Raw genomic sequence first — 15,952 nt, forward strand, 5'->3', positions numbered from 1 at the left:
CGTGAAGGAACTTCGTCGTCGGTTCGGGGAACGGCGTCACGAGATCGGCGTGCTCACGGCGCGCCGTGCCCTCGCGACGCTGTTCGTCGTGCCCGCGGTGACGCTGGCAACTTTCGCGCTCGCGGCGCTCTCGCCGCTCGACCCGCTCGTCACCTACCTCGGGGACGGCTTTGAGCACACGGGTCGCGCCGAGCGCGACGCGATCAGCGACTCGCTCGGGCTTGACGTGCCGTTCTGGCAGACGTGGTGGAACTGGATGGCGAACGCCTTCACCGGCGACTTCGGTGCGAGCCACAGCCTCAAACAGCCCGTGACGACGGTGTTCGCCGAGCGCTTGCCGTGGACGCTGGGCCTGTCGGTCGTCGCGCTCGTCATCGCGCTGCTCATCGCCTTCGGCGTCGCCGCTGTCGCCGCGTTGCGCCCCGACGGTCTGCTCGACCGCGCTCTCGAACGGGTGACGCTGGCCCTGACGGGCATGCCTCCGTTCGTCATCGGTCTGCTCGCCGTCGCGCTGTTCGCGGTGACCCTGCGCTGGTTCCCGGTCGGCGGGCTCACCGAGCCCGGGCAGCCGGTGACGTTCGGCGGCGTGGTGCACCACATCGTCATGCCCGCGGTCGTGCTCGCCCTGAGCCAGGTGCCCTGGTTCGCCCTGGCCCTGCGCGAGTCCGTGCGTGAGGCGCTCGGGAGCGGCGCCGTACGTGAGGCCCAGGTGCGCGGCCTCTCTCGCGGTGAGGTGCTGCGCGGCCACATCGCCCCGGTCTCTGCGGCCGCTCTCATCGCCCTCATGGGGGCGCGGCTGCCCGAGCTCGTCGTCGGCGCCCTCGTCGTCGAGGAGGTCTTCAGCTGGCCCGGCCTCGCCGACGCCACCGTGGAGGCGGCCCTGACGGCCGACTTCGCGTTGCTCGCCGCGGTCACCGCTGCCACGACGCTCGTCATGATGCTCGGCTCGTGGCTCTCGGACTGTGCCCTGCTCGTCGTCGACCCGCGAGCGCAGGTGGAGCGATGAGCCCCCGAAGCGTCTCTGCTGGTTTGCGGCCACGGCGCGGCCCGGCGATCGTTCTCGCCCTCATCGCGGCCTACGCCGTGTTGTGGCCGCTGCTCGCGTCGTCGGGGATGCGCGAGTCGAACTACGACACCGCCCGCACGGCCCCCGGCTGGCCGCACGTCATGGGCACCGACACGCTCGGTTTCGACGTGTCGGTCCAGGTGGCCGAGGCGCTGCGGGTCTCGCTCGTCGTCGCGCTGGGTGCGGCGCTCGTCGCGACAGTGCTCGGTCTTGCCGTCGGGACGGCGGCGGCCAGCCTCGGCGGGCGGGCTGATCGTCTGCTCATGCGCGTCACTGACGCCGTGGCCTCCGTGCCGCACCTTCTTGCGGCGATCGTCGTCGTCGCGATGTTCCGTGGCTCCGTCACGGCCATCCTCATCGCGCTTGCGCTGACGCACTGGCCCACCGTCGCCCGCGTGGTGCGGGCCGAGACGCAGGCCGTGCTCGCGTCCGACTACGTCGCGTGCTCCCGCGTCGCCGGAGCATCGTCGACGCAGATCGTGCGCCATCACGTCCTCTCCGCGGTGGCCCCGCAGACGGCGCTCGCCGTGACGATGCTCGTGCCGCACGCGATCTGGCACGAGTCGACCCTGTCGTTCCTCGGCATTGGTCTGCGCCCCGAACAGGCCAGCCTGGGCACGCTCATCGCCACCTCGCGCGCAGGGCTGCTCACCGGGCAGTGGTGGCCGCTCGTCTTCCCGTCGATCTTCCTTGTCGTGCTCACGTTGGCGCTGTCGTCGTTGTACGCCAAGCGCACACGTCGGGCTTCTGCGCCGCCCGCTCTGGTCGAGGCCGAGCAGGATGGGTCGGAAGAGCCTTCTGACGAGGCGTCCGGCGCTCGCGATTCAGGCCACCGCGCTGCGCTGCACCTCGAGCACGTCAGCGTGCGCCGTAGCCGCGGCGAGCAGACGACGCTCGCGTGCGACGACATCAGCTTCGCGGTCGCGGCGGGGGAGGTGACGGCCCTCGTCGGTGAGTCCGGTGCTGGCAAGTCGACGCTCGTCGCGGCCTGCTGCGGTTTGGTGCCGCGTGACGCGCGCGTCGAGGGGCGCATCGTCGCGGGCGACATCGTCGTCGACCCGCACCGTCCGGGATCGGCCTCCGCGCAGGTGGGCCACGTTCCGCAGGACGTCTCGGACGCCTTCACCCCGACCCGGCGCCTTCGCGGGCAGATCGAGGAGGTGCACCGCCGTCATGACGGTGCACGCGCCCTGGCCGAGCTCTGCGAGCTCGCGCACCTCGACGAGAACCTGCTCGAACGCTTTCCGCACCAGCTCTCCGGCGGTCAGCTGGCCCGCGCGGCGCTCGTCGCAGCGCTCGCTTCCGAACCGCGGGTGCTCGTGGCCGACGAACCGACGGCCGGCCTCGACCCCGAACTCGCCTCGCAGTTGCTCGCCGTGCTGCGTGGCATTGCGGACGACGCCGGCGTCGCCGTCCTCGTCGTGACGCACGAGATCGACGCCGTGCTGAGCGGCGACCTCGTCGACCGCGTGGCGGTGCTGCGTGACGGCGTCCTCGTGGCGCACACCGAGCCTGCAGCGTTGGCCGCCGAGACGTCCGACGACTACCTGCGGGCACTCACGGCGACGGCGGCGCGCGTCGGGCAGGGGGAGCGATGAGTCTCGTGGCACGCCAGGTGGCGTACACCTACCCGGGCGCGAACGGCGCGCAGGTCGGTCCGCTCGACCTCGAGGTGCGCCCGGGTGCCGTCACGGCCCTCGTGGGCCCCTCGGGCAGCGGTAAGTCGACACTGACGCGGCTGCTCGCCGGGCTCCTCGCCGCGAGCGCCGGTGAGGTGCGCTGCGACGACGAACCCGTGCGTGCCGGGGGGCGGTTGAGCGGCCACACCGCGCTGCTCACCCAACACCCGCTCGCGGCGGCCGATCCGCGCATGCGCCTTGGCGACGCGATCCAGCTGGCGGCCCGTCTGCGCGGTCGGCAGGTCGATGCCGTGGCGCTCGCGGAGGAGGTGGGCCTCGACGGCTCGGTACTCGACCGGTTGCCGCGTGAGGTTTCCGGAGGGCAGCTCCAGCGGCTGCTTCTCGCCCGAGCCCTCGCTCAGGGGCCGCGCTACCTCCTCGCTGACGAGGCCACGGCCCACCTCGACCCGATCACGTCGACGGCCATCGCTGACGCTCTCCGGCGCCGCGCGGCTGACGGGTTGGGCATCCTGCTCGTCACGCACGATCACGCGCTCGCCGCGTCGCTCGCGGAGCACCGCTACGCCCTCGACGCAGGGGGCCGCACGCTCTCGGCGTGAGTCGCTGAACCCTTCAACCCAGCCCTTGGGTGGCTTCACGCTGCCCGCGTTGACATGCACCTGCGCGCATATGAAACTAAGTGCATGTCGTTGCAGCACGCGCTCCTCGTCTCCCTCGCGGAGCAGGAGGCCACCGGGTACGACCTGACGCGTCGCTTCGACCGCTCGCTCGGCTTCTTCTGGCGAGCCACGCACCAACAGATCTACCGCGTCCTCGGGCGCATGGCCGAGGACGGCCTGCTCGCCGTCCGCATCGAACCGGGGGAGGGGCGCCCGGATCGACGGGTTTACGCCGTCACCGATCTCGGTCGCGAAGAGTTGCTGCGCTGGACGCGGGAGCCCACTCCGAGCGAACAGCTGCGCTCGGAGTTCGCCGTCAAGATCCGCGGCATGGGCTTCGGTGACGAGGACGCCGTCGTCGCCGACATTCGACGCCGGCGCGCCGAGCACGCCGAACAGCTCGCCTACTTCGAGGCGAACCGTGCCAAGCACTACCCGGACGTCGAAGCGCTCACCGACGAGGAGCGTCCGCTGTACGCGGTGCTGCGCGGCGGCATCCTCACCGAGCAGTCCCTGCTCGCGTGGTGCGACGAGATGCTCGATCTGTTCGGAGCCTCCGACGTTCCCGTCGCAGACACCCCACCGACCGACATCCGACACGAGACCACCGAGGCGCCCGAGGCGTCTCGTACATCGAGGAGAACCGCATGAGTTACGAGCACCTGCTCAGCCCGCTCGAGGTGAGCGGCGTGACGCTGAAGAACCGCGTCATGATGGGCTCGATGCACACCGGCTTCGAGGACAAGAAGCGTGACTTCCCGCAGCTGGCGCGCTACTTCGCCGCCCGCGCCGAAGGTGGCACCGCGCTCATGGTGACGGGTGGTTTCGCGCCGAACACGACCGGTCAGCTCAGCCCGTTCGGGTCGATGCTCACCGCGAAGCGTCAGGTCGATCGCCACAAGATAGTCACCGACGCGGTGCACGAGCACGACAGCCGCATCCTCATGCAGATCCTCCACGCGGGTCGTTACGGCTACACGCCCTGGAGCAAGAGCGCGTCGAACAAGAAGTCGCCGATCACGCCGTTCCGCCCCAAGGCGATGACAACGAAGGACGTCGAGCGCACGATCCGCGACTACGCGACGTCGGCGCGCCTGGCGAAGGAAGCCGGCTACGACGGCGTCGAGATCATGGGTTCCGAGGGCTACCTCATCAACCAGTTCCTCGCCGCGCGCACGAACGACCGCACGGACCGCTTCGGTGGCAGCGCCGAGGCGCGTATGACCCTGCCGCGCGAGATCGTCCGTGCTGTGCGTGACGCCGCGGGTGAGGACTTCATCGTGCTGTACCGCATCTCGGTGGCGGACCTCGTCGACAACTCGCAGACGTTCGAGGAGATCGCGACGCTCGCGCAGCACCTGCAGGCCGACGGCGCGTCGATGTTCAACTCGGGCATCGGCTGGCACGAGGCTCGCATCCCGACGATCGTGACGTCGGTGCCGCGCGCCGCGTTCGCGTGGGCCACCGGCAAACTGCGCGCCCAGGTCGACATCCCCGTCATCGCGAGCAACCGCATCAACACGCCCGAGGTGGCCGAGCAGCTGCTCGCCGACGGCCTGGCCGACATGGTCTCGATGGCGCGCCCGCTGCTCGCCGACCCGGACTTCGTCAAGAAGACCGAGGCCGGACGTACCGACCTCATCAACACCTGCATCGCTTGCAACCAGGCCTGCCTCGACCACACCTTCGGCGGCAAGAAGGTGAGCTGCCTCGTCAACCCGCAGGCCGGGCGCGAGGGTGAGCTCGTGCTCCTGCCGGTGCCGAAACAGCGCACCAAGAGCGTTGCCGTCGTCGGCGCCGGCCCCGCCGGTCTCGCCGCCGCGACGAACCTCGCCGAGCGCGGCCATGCCGTCACGCTGTTCGAGACGCGCGATCATCTCGGTGGCCAGTTCCGCCTCGCGATGAACATCCCCGGCAAGGAGGAGTTCGCCGAGACCCTGCGCTACTTCACGCGTCGCCTCGAGGAGCTCAAGGTCGAGGTGCGCCTCGGCACGAAGGCCGACGCCGACGTGCTGGCCGAGTTCGACCACGTCGTGCTCGCCACGGGCGTCGTGCCGCGTCGCCCGCAGATCGAGGGCCTCGACCACCCGAAGGTCATCATGTACGACGAACTGTTGCGCGGCGAGAAGACGGCCGGCGCGAGCGTCGCCGTGGTCGGCGCCGGCGGCATCGGCTTCGACGTGAGCGAGTTCCTCCTGCACGAGCCGCACGAGACGCTCAAGCACTGGATGGAGCGCTGGGGCGTTACAGACTCGGAGACGGTGCCGGGCAACATCACCGAGAAGGTGATGGAGGATCCGCGCCGCCAGGTCTACCTCGTGCAGCGCAAGCACACGGCGCTCGGCAAGGGCCTCGGCAAGACGACCGGTTGGGTGCACCGGCAGACGCTCAAGGACTCGAAGGTCGAGTTCATCGGCGGCGCCACGTACGACCGCATCGACGACGACGGCCTCCACCTGACGCTCACCGCCGCGCCGCCGCGCCCTGTGGGCCCGGTGACGAAGCTGTCGAAGAAAACCGGCCTGCCGCTCGGCATGGTGCCGCAGCTCAAGGCGCTCGACAAGCGTCTGGGCAAGGTGTCGAGCGAGGCGCAGGAGAAGTTCGACGCCAGCGAGCCGGTCACGCGGGTGCTCGACGTCGACACCGTCGTCATCTGCGCCGGCCAGGAGTCGGTGCGCGACCTCATCCCCGGCCTCGACGAGAGCAAGGTGACCGTCATCGGCGGCGCCGATGTGGCCGCCGAGCTCGACGCGAAGCGTGCCATCAAGCAGGCGACGGAGGTTGCCGCCGCCTTGTGAGCCTGCAGGTTCGAAGCGCGCCCGCACGTTCTTCCGCGCTAGGTCGTGGAGGTTCGCGCGGGCGCGCTTCGTGCGTGAGTGGGCTGTCAGGCGCTGATCCAGCGACGCATGTTGGTGTCCTCGGCCGTCGAGTACTCGTTGCTCGTGAGGTGAAGCGTCGAGCTGATCGAGCTGAGGGTGCCCTTGAGCTTCGTCATGTCGGTGTGCCACGTCGTCATGAGGGACGAGAAGTTGGTCGAGGCCGAGCCCTTCCACTGCGTCTGCAGGGTCGTCAGCTTCGTGTTGAGGTTCGTCAGGGACGTCTCGAGCTCGGTGACGAGGGTGGCCGTGTCGGTGCCGTGGGTGGAGATCGCGTCGGAGTCGACGGTGTACTGCGATGCCATGGTGCTGCCTTTCGAACGGGGGAGGCGAGGGGGTTCGTCTCCTCGGGTTCGACGGTAGGCAGGACGCTTCGAGCGGTGCGTTCGGTCATCCACAGGCGCGCCCAGCCGTCACACCTGTGGACGGTGCGCACCCCCGGCACGTGACTGCCCCTACGTTCCCTTGCCCCGGGTATCCCGTTGATGCCGTAGCCCATTGCCTTGTCTGTGACCACCGCCGGCTCGTGGTCTCGACGGCGCGGCCGTTTCCACCCCTTGTCAGTGCGGCGCGCTAGGTTGGCGGCATGAGCGAACGCACGATCGCGGCGGAGGCCGACGGCCTGACGATGGCGTACGGCGAGGGCGACGCGCGTGTCCTCGCGCTCGACGGGGTGAGCCTCGATCTTTACGAGGGCGAGTTCACCGCCGTCATGGGCCCGAGCGGATCGGGCAAGTCCACCCTCATGCACTGCCTCGCCGCGCTCGAGACGCCCACCGACGGCAAGGCCTACATCGGTGACGCCGAGGTCAGCGGCCTCGACGACAAGCGCCTCACCGCGCTGCGCCGCGACCGCATCGGCTTCATCTTCCAGTCGTTCAACCTCGTGCCGACGCTCACGGCCCGCGAGAACATCCTGCTGCCCGCCTCGATCGCCGGGCGCAAAGTCGACCAGGAACTGTTCGACGACGCCATTCACGCCGTCGGGCTCGAATCGCGACTCGGGCACCGCCCCAGCCAGCTCTCCGGTGGCCAGCAGCAACGCGTCGCATGTGCGCGTGCCCTCGTCACGCAGCCCGACATCATCTTCGCCGACGAACCCACCGGCAACCTCGACTCCCGCTCCGGCGAAGAGGTCCTGAGCTTCCTTCGTCGCAGCGTCGACCGGCTCGGGCAGACCATCGTCATGGTCACCCACGACGCCTTAGCTGCCGGCTTCACCGATCGTGTCGTCTTCCTCGCCGACGGCCGTGTCGTCGACGAGATGCGCGACCCCACCTCGGAGCGCGTGCTCGACCGCATGAAGCAATTCGAGTCCCGCGCCGGGCGGCGATAAGGGTGCTCGCCACCTCCCTCAAGACGGTGTGGGCGCGCAAACTGCGCCTGCTCATGAGCACGTTCGCCATCGTGCTCGGCGTCGCCTTCGTCGCCGGCTCGCTCATGTTCACCGATTCCCTCGGCAAGGCCTTCACCGGCATCATGAACGGCACCGTCGGTGACGCCAACGTCCGCCTCGCGCAGGAGAACGGCGGCCACGGCTCGCGCCTCGGCGCTCGCATCATCCCGCCGAGCGCGCTCGAGAAGGCCCGAGCCGCCGACGGCGTCAAGCAGGTCGACGGAGTCGTCACCTCCATTTCGGCCACCGTCCTGGCCAAGGACGGCAAGGTCATCGGCGGGCAGGGGGCGCCTGCGTTCGGCGTCAACTTCCACACAGCCAAGGCCGCCGAGGACGCCGAGGGCCTCCACATCACCGAGGGCCGGGCACCGACGAAGAACGGTGAGATCGCGCTCGATCCGAAAACGGCAGAGCGCGGCGGCTACCGAATCGGCGACACCGTGAGCATCCTCACCACCGGTGAGACGCCGCGCTACTCCGGCAAACTCGTCGGCTTCGCCTCCTACGCCAACGGCTCGATGGTCGGCACGACGCTCGCCGTCGTCGACACGAAGACCTCCCAGAAGCTCTTCCTCGACGGGCGCGACGGCTACACCTCGCTGTGGGTCGAGGCCGAGCCCGGCACGTCCCAGGACGACGTCGTCAAGGCCCTCAAACCCACCGTTCCGGAGGGCTTCGAGGTCGTCACCGGCAAGCAGGCCTCAGACGAGGCGGCCTCCGGAATCCAGGACGCGCTGTCGTTCATCACGACCTTCCTCCTCGTCTTCGCGGGCGTCGCGCTGCTCGTCGGCTCGTTCCTCATCGTCAACACGTTCGGCATCCTCGTCGCGCAGCGCAGCAAGGAATTGGCGCTCATGCGCGCGCTCGGCGCGTCGCGGCGTCAGGTCTTCGGCGGCGTCGTCATCGAAGCGCTCGTCGTCGGTTTCATCGGTTCGGTGCTCGGCATCGGCGTCGGCGTCCTGCTCGCCAAGGGCATCTCGGCCCTGCTCGCTCGTCTCGGCGCCGAGATCGACACCGGTGGCCTCACACTCGAGCCCCGCACCATTATCGTGTCGCTCGTCATCGGCCTCGGCGTCACGACGCTCGCGGCCTGGCTTCCGGCCCGCCATGCCTCCCGCATCTCACCGATCGCTGCCATGCGCGACGACCAGGTCGAGCCCGAGCAGACGGTCTCCCGTCGCGCGTGGTTCGGTGCGCTCCTGTTCGTCATCGGCGTCGCGCTCGTCGTCGCGCAGCTCGTCACCGACTCGAGCATTTGGGTGTTCGTCACCGGCATGGTGCTCATGCTCTTCGGCACCATCGCGGCCACACCCGTGCTCGCCCGCCCGGTGGTACGCGGCATCGGTGCCCTCGCCCGGCGTCAGGGCGTCGTGGCACGCCTCGCCGAGGAGAACTCGCTGCGTAACCCGCGCCGCACCGCGGCCACGACATCGGCGCTCATGATCGGGCTCGCGCTCGTGTCGATGATGACGGTGTTCGGCGCCTCGGCCTCGGGCAGCATCGATGCCCTCATCGCCAAGAGTTTCCGCGGCGACTTCGTCGTGAGCGGCCAGCGCTCGGAGCCGATGTCGCAGAGCATCGCGCCGTCGATGAAGAAGGTCGACGGCGTCCGTGAGGTCTCACGCCAGCGCTACGGCGACGGCACGGCCAACGACGCTCCCGCCACCTTCCTGGCCGTCGACGCGGCCACGCTCGACGACGTTGCACCGATCACGGTGACGCAGGGTTCGAACGCGCTCGACGACTCGAAGCTCCTCGTCTCGACGGACGTCGCGAAGGCCTTCAACTGGAAGCCGGGCACTCAGGTGCGCATCACGGTCGACGGCTCGCACACCCGCGCGGTCAACGTCGCGGGTGTCTTCGACAAGGAGGACAACGACCGTCAGGACGACTACGTCGTCACCATCCCGACGTTCGAAGCAATCGGCGGCGCGGAGAAGGACAACATGCTCCACGTCCTCGCAGCCGACAGCGCCGACCGGAAGGAGGTGCAGGCCGGGCTCGAAGGTGTCGTCAAGGACATCCCGACGATCACGGTGAAGGACCAGGAGGGCTACGCGGCCGAGCAGCGCGCGCCGATCGACTCGATGCTCACCCTCATCTACGGCCTGCTCGGTCTCGCCATCGTCATCGCCGTGCTCGGCATCATCAACACGCTCGCGCTGTCCGTCATCGAGCGCACCCGCGAGATCGGGCTGCTACGGGCGGTCGGTCTGAGCCGCCGTCAGCTGCGCTCGATGGTGCGCCTCGAGGCCGTGACGATCTCGCTCATCGGTGCTCTCATCGGCGTTGTCCTCGGCACGATCTTCGGGGTGCTGTTCCAGCGCACGCAGGCCGATTCGGGTGTTGACGTCCTCGTCATTCCGTACGGGCGCCTCGCGCTCTTCCTCGTGCTCGCGGCCCTCGTGGGTGTGCTCGCCGCGTGGTGGCCGGCCCGACGCGCGTCGAAGCTCAACATCCTGTCCGCCATCGCCACAGAGTGATCAATCGAAGGAGAAGGCCGTGAGCGACACCGACCCCAGGATCGCTGTTCTGTCCCAAGCGAACGTCGAACACGTGCCCGGCCCCGCAGACGTGACGACGGTGCTCGTCACGCTCCCGCCCGGCAGCGCGGGCAGCCCGCCGCACCGCCACCCCGGCCCCGTCTTCGGCTACCTCATCTCCGGTGAGATCGCTTCGAGGTCGAGGGTGAACCCGAGCGCATCATCCGCGCGGGGGAGGCGTTCTGGGAGCCGGGCGGCGACCTCATCCACTACCAGGACGCGAACAACCTCGACGAGACCGGAGACCGTCTTCACCGTCACGGCAGTGCTGCCGCCGGGCGCCGACCTGCTCGTTCCCGTCAGCGACGAAGAACTGGCCGAGCGGGCTCACCTGCGGGCTCCGCGCTCGAACTGAGCTGCGGCGGCAGCCCTTGGGCGTGCACGATCGTCAGGGCGCTGACGGCACGCGTCAGGACGACGTAGAGGCGCCGTAGCCCCGTCAGCTCGTCGGCTTCGGCAGCCACGATGTCGGCCGGCTCCACCACGACAACGCGGTCGAACTCGAGGCCCTTCGCCACGTCGGAGGGCACGAGTTCGATCTGGTGATCCTCAGCATCGCCGTGATCGCTGCCCAGTCGTCCGTAGGCCAGCCCTGCGTCACGCAGCGCTGATTCGAGTGCGTCGAGCGTCGATCCGACGGCGATGACGCCGACCGATCCCGGCTCGTTGGCCGCGCTGCGGATCGCGTCCAGCGTTCCTGCGGGGAGGGCCTGCGCGCCGTCGACCTTGAGGTGCTCGAGGCGTCCACGGTTGGAACGCACCGACTCCGGCGATGCGAGCCCCGTCGCGATCGTCGGCAGGAGGAGCGCTGCGTACTCGATGACGGCCGCCGGCACACGGAATCCCTGACGCAGTTCCTCGAGGTGGAACTCGGGCTTGCCGAGGTGACCCATCGAGGCGTCCCACGAGCCGGGCGCCCACGGCGTCGTCGCCTGCGCGATGTCGCCGAGCACGGTTGCCGAACCCGTCGAGCAGCGACGGCCGACGGCGCGCAACTGCATGGCCGAGAGGTCCTGGGCCTCGTCGACGATGACGTGCCCGAGGCTCGTCGTGCGCTCGATCGCGTCCGCGGCTTCGTCGAGCAGCCCGAGGTCCGCGACGCTCCACCGCGCCGAGCCCTTGGCTCGCGGCGGCTTCGCCCACAGGGCGAGAGCCTGCTCGTCGGCGTCGAGGTCCTCGCGCGCGCATTCGGTGAGGAAGTCGGCGTCGGACAGGAGCCGGTGGACGACGCCGGCCGCGTCGATCTTGGGCCACAGCGCCTTGATGTACGCCTTCACCGGGGCGCTGCGCGCGATGGCGTCCTGCACCCGGTCGTCCGGCGAATCGCCCGACGCTTCGAGCTTCACCATGACGGCATGCGCCAGCCGCTGCGCCAGCATGGCGCGGGCCGCTTCGTAACGCACACCTCGCGTACGCAGTTCGTCGACGATCTCCGCCACCTCGTAGGCGGCCACGCGCCATCGACGGGAGCCGCGCGGCACGACGAGCGCTTCGGTCGGTTCGCCGGCGTGTGCCCAGACGGCGCGGTGGATCACCGGTGCCCAGCGCGCGTCCCCCTTGAGCACGGCGACAGCCACGTCATCGGTGCCACGCACGACCCAGCGGCGTTCCTTCGGGGTTTCGGGGTCGGCGTCGCCCGAGAGGACGGTCGCGATCGTCGCGTGGCGTACCCGCGCCTCGCCGAGCGACGGTAGCACGGCGGAGATGTGGTCGAGGAACGCCGCGTTCGGGCCGACGACGAGGACGCCGGCGCGATCGAGCCGTGCCCGGAAGGTGTAGAGCAACCACGCGGCGCGGTGCAGACCCACTGCGGTCTTACCGGTGCCGGGCGCTCCCTGGATGCAGACGGTGGTCGTCACGTCCGCGCGCACGAGAGCGTCTTGCTCGGGCTGGATGGTCGAGACGATGTCGCGCATCGGGCCGGAGCGCGGCCGCTCGATCTCTTCGGCGAGGATCGCGCTGCGCAGGTCGCCGTCGACGCGGTCGCCTTCGTCGGGGTGGCTGAGGTGCTCGTCCTCGTAGGCGGTCAGTTCGCCGCGCTCGACGCCGAATCGTCGCCGCAGGCTGACGCCCATGGGCTCGGCGGGCGAGGCCCGGTAGAACGCCGTCGAAACCGGTGTGCGCCAGTCGATGACGAGCGGGTCGCCGTCCTCGTCGGAGACGTGTCGGCGCCCGACGTAGAGCTGTTCCTCGTGGGCCGTGGCCTGCGTCGGGTCGGTGTAGTCGATGCGACCGAAGAAGAGGGTTGTCGACGGGTCGTCGGTCAGGGCCGCCACGCGCCGGGCAAGCGTCGCGCCGAGGGCCTCACCGCTGACGGCGTCGCTCGCCTTCGACGCATCCAGGGCCAGTGTCGCCTCCCGCATCCGGGCGAGGTTGGCGCGCGCCCGGGCGAGGTGTTCGCGTTCGTGGGTGAGGACGGCATCCGACGTGGGTGCGGGCATGGGTGACTCACCTCGGGTCGCGAGCGGTGGGGGAGAGCCAACAATAGCGGGCTCGGCCGCACTGCTCGGTGTCGCTGTCGACGCGGACGGCCCACCCCGATGTTGCCGGGGTGGGCCGTGTGCCCTGACGCGCCCTCACGTCACTTCTTGGCGGGCTGGGCTCCGAGCGTGACCTGGACGTTCTGCTGCTTGCCGTCGCGGATGATCGTCAGGTTCACCGTGCTGCCCACCGTGCGGGAGCGCACCTGCGCGACGAGCGCGTTCGCCGACGTGATGGGCTGACCGTCGAGCTCGATGATGGCGTCGTTCTCACGCAGGCCGGCCTTCTCGGCACCGCTGCCCTTGCTCACGGACGAGACCTTGGCCGCGGTGAGCGTGGCCTTTCCGTTGCTCACCTCTGTGGGCTGAGTGGAGATACCGAGCAGTGCGTGCTCGGCCTCGCCCTTGTCGATGAGCTGGTCGGAGATGTTCTTCACGACGCTCATCGGGATGGCGAAGCCGATGCCGATGTTGCCGCTCTGACCGGAGCCGCCGCCGGAACTCAATGACGCGATCGAGGAGTTGATGCCGATGAGGCGGCCGCTGCCGTCGACGAGCGCGCCACCGGAGTTGCCCGGGTTGATGGCGGCCGAGGTCTGAATAGCGTTCGTCACGACGGTGTCGTTCGACGTCGACGATCCACCGGAGTTTCCGCCGCTCGTCGTCACAGGACGGTTCATCGCGGAGACGATGCCCGTCGTCACGGTGCCCGCGAGGCCGAGGGGGTTACCGACGGCCATGACGGGCTGGCCGACGACGAGCTTCTTGTCGTCGCCGATCTCCACCGGGGTGAGCGACGGCACGTCCTTGATACGGATGACGGCGAGGTCGGTGGACGGGTCGGTGCCCACGATGTCGGCCTTGTAGGTGCGGTTGTTGTGCAGCGTCACCTGCACCTCGGCGTCGTCCCCACGGTCGCCGCCCGCGACGACGTGGTTGTTCGTGACGATGTTGCCCGACTTGTCGAGGATGACGCCCGAGCCCTGCCCGCCGTTGTCGCCGGAACGGACCGAGATCGAGACGACGCTCGGGTTCACCTTGGCCGCCGTCGCCGACCAGTTGACGGTGCCAGCGTCGGCGAAGTCCTTCGGGTCGGCCTTGATGACGGTGGAGTTACCGCTCGTGTAGCCGGTGCCGTCGTCGCCTGCCTTCACGACGCCGTAGGTGCCTGCGGAGGCGAGCGCCGCTGCGAGGACGGCGGTGGAGCCGACCGCAGCGAAGAGGCCCTTGCGGCTCTTCGTCTTCTCCTGGTCGGTCGTCGAGAAAGCCGAAGCCGCGGGGCCCTGTGCCGCCGGACCGCCGGGGTGGGCGTTCATCGCGGCGTACCCGCCAGCCGGAGCGCCCCCGGGCGCTTGCTGTTGGGGGTTCGGAGCCTGCGCCGGCTGCTGGCGTGGCTGCGGCACGGTGTGTCCGGCCGTGCCCTGGGTGTTCGGGTGGTCACCGGGGCCGTACGGACGTGCCGGTTCGGGACGGATCTCCTGCGTGGCGTCGACGGGGCGCGAGCCTCCCGAGGGAGTGGAGGCGTCGCCCTGGCCGGGACGGCCCGAGTCGGAAGCGCCGGTGGCAGGAGCCTGATGCTGACCGGGCAGCGGGCGCTGCATCCCGCCGTCCGGGCGGTCTGGCGTGGCGTTCGGGTGGTCGGTCATGTCGAGACTCCTGCTGTCGCGTGGTCCTTCTTTGAACCGAGGTTAGTGGGTCGCGGGCGGTGGGTCCGCATCGGTTGAGCGGGCCTGGTCTGTCTGTGGATCTGCTGTGCGGCCGGAGGGCAGGCGGAGAGTGAACGTGGCTCCGCCGCCAGGAGTTTCGTCGACCGACGCGGTGCCGTGGTGGGCCGCTGCGATGGCGGCCACGATGGACAGGCCGAGGCCGGTGCTGCCTTGGGTGCGGCTGCGGGCCGGGTCGGCGCGGTAGAAGCGGTCGAACACGCGCTCGCGCATCGACTCGCGGATGCCGGGGCCGTGGTCGACCACTTGGAGCACGGCATCGCGCCGTCCGTCCGGGCCGGGCAGGTGCCCGACGCGGACGTCGACCTCGGTGCCCTCGGGCGTGTAGCGCTCGGCGTTCGTCACGAGGTTCGTCACGACCTGACGCAGGCGCTGCTCGTCTCCGCGCACCGTGACGGGCCCGAGCGGCCCGTCGATGCCGCGCACTCGGAAGCGCTGTGAGGTGACGCGGGCCTCTGCGTCGGCGACGGCGTCCGCGGCGATGACGGTGAGGTCCACGTCGGAGACGGGGCGTGCGGTCGCGGCCGAGTCGGAACCGACCGTCGCGGCGCGCTGTTCGGTCTCGAGGCGCGAGAGCAGGAGCAGGTCGTCGACCATGGCGCTCATCCGCTTGGCTTCGTTCTCGATGCGCCCGAATCCGGCGGACACGTCGGCCGGGTCGGTGACGGCGCCGACGCGGTACAACTCCGCGTAACCGCGGACGGTCGCGAGGGGAGTGCGCAGCTCGTGGGAGGCATCTGCGACGAAGCGACGCATGCTCTCCTCACTGCGATCCTTGACGGCCATCGAGCGCTCGATCTGGCTCAGCATGACGTTGAGGGAGTGCGCGAGGCTCTCCACCTCGTCGGTCGTTTCCGGGTCGGGCACGCGGCGCGTGAGGTCGCCGGCGGCGATGGCCGCGGCCGTGTCCTCGATGTCGCGCAACGGGCGCAACGCGCGGCGCACGGCCCACAGGCCTGCGCCCGTCGCGATGAGCAGTGCGAGGGAGCTGACGGCGATCGTCACGATCTGCATGCGGCGTACGACCGTGCGCACGTTCGACAGGCTGACGGCGACCGCATAGGGGCGGCCCGAGGCCTCGTCGATGCCTTGCACCATGCGCCACTTCGTCGTCGACGAGCCCTGGGAGCCGATCGTTTGCGGCGTGCCTTCCGACGTGCGGGCCGTTCGGGCCGAGACGACGGGGAAATCGGGGCGCGGGCCGGTGGCCGGAACGTAGTCGTGGGTGCGCTGGGAATCGACGATGCGGGCCGCGTAGACGTTGAGCGGCACCGCGCGCGTCATGTACGGCTCTTCGGATTCCTGCTGGATCGTCGAGGAGACGAGGGTCGGCGCGGCGGCCTGGAGGTCGGCGTCCTCTCGCTGCACGAGGTAGGTCTCGAGCTGCCAGGAGCCGGCCGTGCCGACGACGAACATCGCCGCACCGAGCAGGCTTGCGAGTACCGCGATGATGCGTGCACGAAGAGGCCAGCGGTGAATGCCGCCCCGCAACCTGGCGTACTGCTCGCGGGCCGTGCGGCCGGGAGTTGAGAGCGTCGACGGCGTCGGACGCGGCGACTGGGAGGTCA

12 protein-coding genes are annotated in these 15,952 nt (G+C 69.9%); 8 read left to right on the forward strand and 4 right to left on the reverse strand.

Features of this window, described 5'->3' with window-relative positions; genetic code table 11:
- The first annotated feature begins 1 nt into the window (after position 1).
- From D1832_RS08570 to D1832_RS08590, 5 genes are all read left to right on the forward strand, one after another.
- A complete protein-coding gene (locus tag D1832_RS08570; protein ID WP_118913488.1) occupies positions 2-1,006 on the forward strand; it encodes an ABC transporter permease in 1,005 nt (334 codons plus the stop codon).
- Positions 1,003-2,664, forward strand: a complete 1,662-nt coding sequence (locus D1832_RS08575; RefSeq protein ID WP_118913489.1) for an ATP-binding cassette domain-containing protein — start codon at positions 1,003-1,005, stop codon at positions 2,662-2,664. The genes D1832_RS08570 and D1832_RS08575 overlap by 4 nt, the downstream gene beginning before the upstream one ends.
- Positions 2,661-3,305 (forward strand): ATP-binding cassette domain-containing protein, encoded by a 645-nt coding sequence (locus D1832_RS08580; RefSeq protein WP_118913490.1) that lies wholly within the window; start codon positions 2,661-2,663, stop codon positions 3,303-3,305. The genes D1832_RS08575 and D1832_RS08580 overlap by 4 nt, the downstream gene beginning before the upstream one ends.
- Before the next feature lie 84 nt (positions 3,306-3,389).
- Positions 3,390-4,016: a PadR family transcriptional regulator gene (locus tag D1832_RS08585; RefSeq protein ID WP_118913491.1), complete on the forward strand. Its 627-nt coding sequence runs from the start codon at positions 3,390-3,392 to the stop codon at positions 4,014-4,016.
- Positions 4,013-6,163, forward strand: coding sequence for an NADPH-dependent 2,4-dienoyl-CoA reductase (locus D1832_RS08590; protein WP_118913492.1), 2,151 nt, complete (start codon positions 4,013-4,015; stop codon positions 6,161-6,163). Before D1832_RS08585 ends, D1832_RS08590 begins: the two co-directional genes overlap by 4 nt.
- An 86-nt stretch (positions 6,164-6,249) precedes the next feature.
- Here the strand turns inward: D1832_RS08590 and D1832_RS08595 are convergent, their stop codons facing one another.
- The gene (locus D1832_RS08595) at positions 6,250-6,546 is read right to left on the reverse strand and encodes a WXG100 family type VII secretion target (protein ID WP_047312300.1); all 297 of its coding nucleotides are present in this window, start codon (positions 6,544-6,546) and stop codon (positions 6,250-6,252) included.
- Between the two features lie 281 nt (positions 6,547-6,827).
- Here D1832_RS08595 and D1832_RS08600 point away from each other — a divergent pair, with 281 nt between their 5' ends.
- Genes D1832_RS08600 through D1832_RS15780 form a run of 3 tightly spaced genes read left to right on the forward strand, consistent with a single transcriptional unit; the run spans position 6,828 to position 10,535 of the window.
- On the forward strand, positions 6,828-7,577 hold the full coding sequence (locus tag D1832_RS08600) for an ABC transporter ATP-binding protein (protein WP_118913493.1): 750 nt from the start codon (positions 6,828-6,830) through the stop codon (positions 7,575-7,577).
- A 2-nt stretch (positions 7,578-7,579) separates the two neighbouring features.
- Entirely contained in the window at positions 7,580-10,120 is a 2,541-nt protein-coding gene (locus D1832_RS08605; RefSeq protein ID WP_118913494.1) for an ABC transporter permease, read from the forward strand.
- Between the two features lie 19 nt (positions 10,121-10,139).
- Positions 10,140-10,535, forward strand: a complete 396-nt coding sequence (locus tag D1832_RS15780) for a cupin domain-containing protein (protein WP_241510936.1) — start codon at positions 10,140-10,142, stop codon at positions 10,533-10,535.
- Here the strand turns inward: D1832_RS15780 and D1832_RS08615 are convergent.
- The 3 genes from D1832_RS08615 to D1832_RS08625 form a co-directional block, all read right to left on the reverse strand.
- Positions 10,480-12,621 carry a HelD family protein gene (locus D1832_RS08615; RefSeq protein ID WP_118913495.1) on the reverse strand — a complete coding sequence of 714 codons (2,142 nt, stop codon included), beginning with the start codon at positions 12,619-12,621 and terminating at the stop codon, positions 10,480-10,482. The two genes, D1832_RS15780 and D1832_RS08615, sit on opposite strands and share 56 nt — an antisense overlap.
- Positions 12,622-12,761: 140 nt before the next feature.
- Positions 12,762-14,306, reverse strand: coding sequence for a S1C family serine protease (locus tag D1832_RS08620; protein ID WP_241510937.1), 1,545 nt, complete (start codon positions 14,304-14,306; stop codon positions 12,762-12,764).
- Between the two features lie 42 nt (positions 14,307-14,348).
- Complete coding sequence (locus tag D1832_RS08625; protein ID WP_118913496.1) at positions 14,349-15,875, reverse strand: sensor histidine kinase; 1,527 nt, start codon at positions 15,873-15,875, stop codon at positions 14,349-14,351.
- Between the last annotated feature and the right edge of the window lie 77 nt (positions 15,876-15,952).

Source organism: Dermacoccus abyssi (assembly GCF_003515945.1).
In the GTDB taxonomy this organism is placed as follows: domain Bacteria; phylum Actinomycetota; class Actinomycetes; order Actinomycetales; family Dermatophilaceae; genus Dermacoccus; species Dermacoccus abyssi.

Coding starts and splice junctions, on each gene's coding strand:
- D1832_RS08590 (WP_118913492.1), top strand. CDS start 4,013: ATGAGTTACGAGCACCTGCTCAGCCCGCTCGAGGTGAGCGGCGTGACG.
- D1832_RS08575 (WP_118913489.1), top strand. CDS start 1,003: ATGAGCCCCCGAAGCGTCTCTGCTGGTTTGCGGCCACGGCGCGGCCCG.
- D1832_RS08615 (WP_118913495.1), bottom strand. CDS start 12,621: ATGCCCGCACCCACGTCGGATGCCGTCCTCACCCACGAACGCGAACAC.
- D1832_RS08585 (WP_118913491.1), top strand. CDS start 3,390: ATGTCGTTGCAGCACGCGCTCCTCGTCTCCCTCGCGGAGCAGGAGGCC.
- D1832_RS08580 (WP_118913490.1), top strand. CDS start 2,661: ATGAGTCTCGTGGCACGCCAGGTGGCGTACACCTACCCGGGCGCGAAC.
- D1832_RS08620 (WP_241510937.1), bottom strand. CDS start 14,306: ATGACCGACCACCCGAACGCCACGCCAGACCGCCCGGACGGCGGGATG.
- D1832_RS08595 (WP_047312300.1), bottom strand. CDS start 6,546: ATGGCATCGCAGTACACCGTCGACTCCGACGCGATCTCCACCCACGGC.
- D1832_RS08600 (WP_118913493.1), top strand. CDS start 6,828: ATGAGCGAACGCACGATCGCGGCGGAGGCCGACGGCCTGACGATGGCG.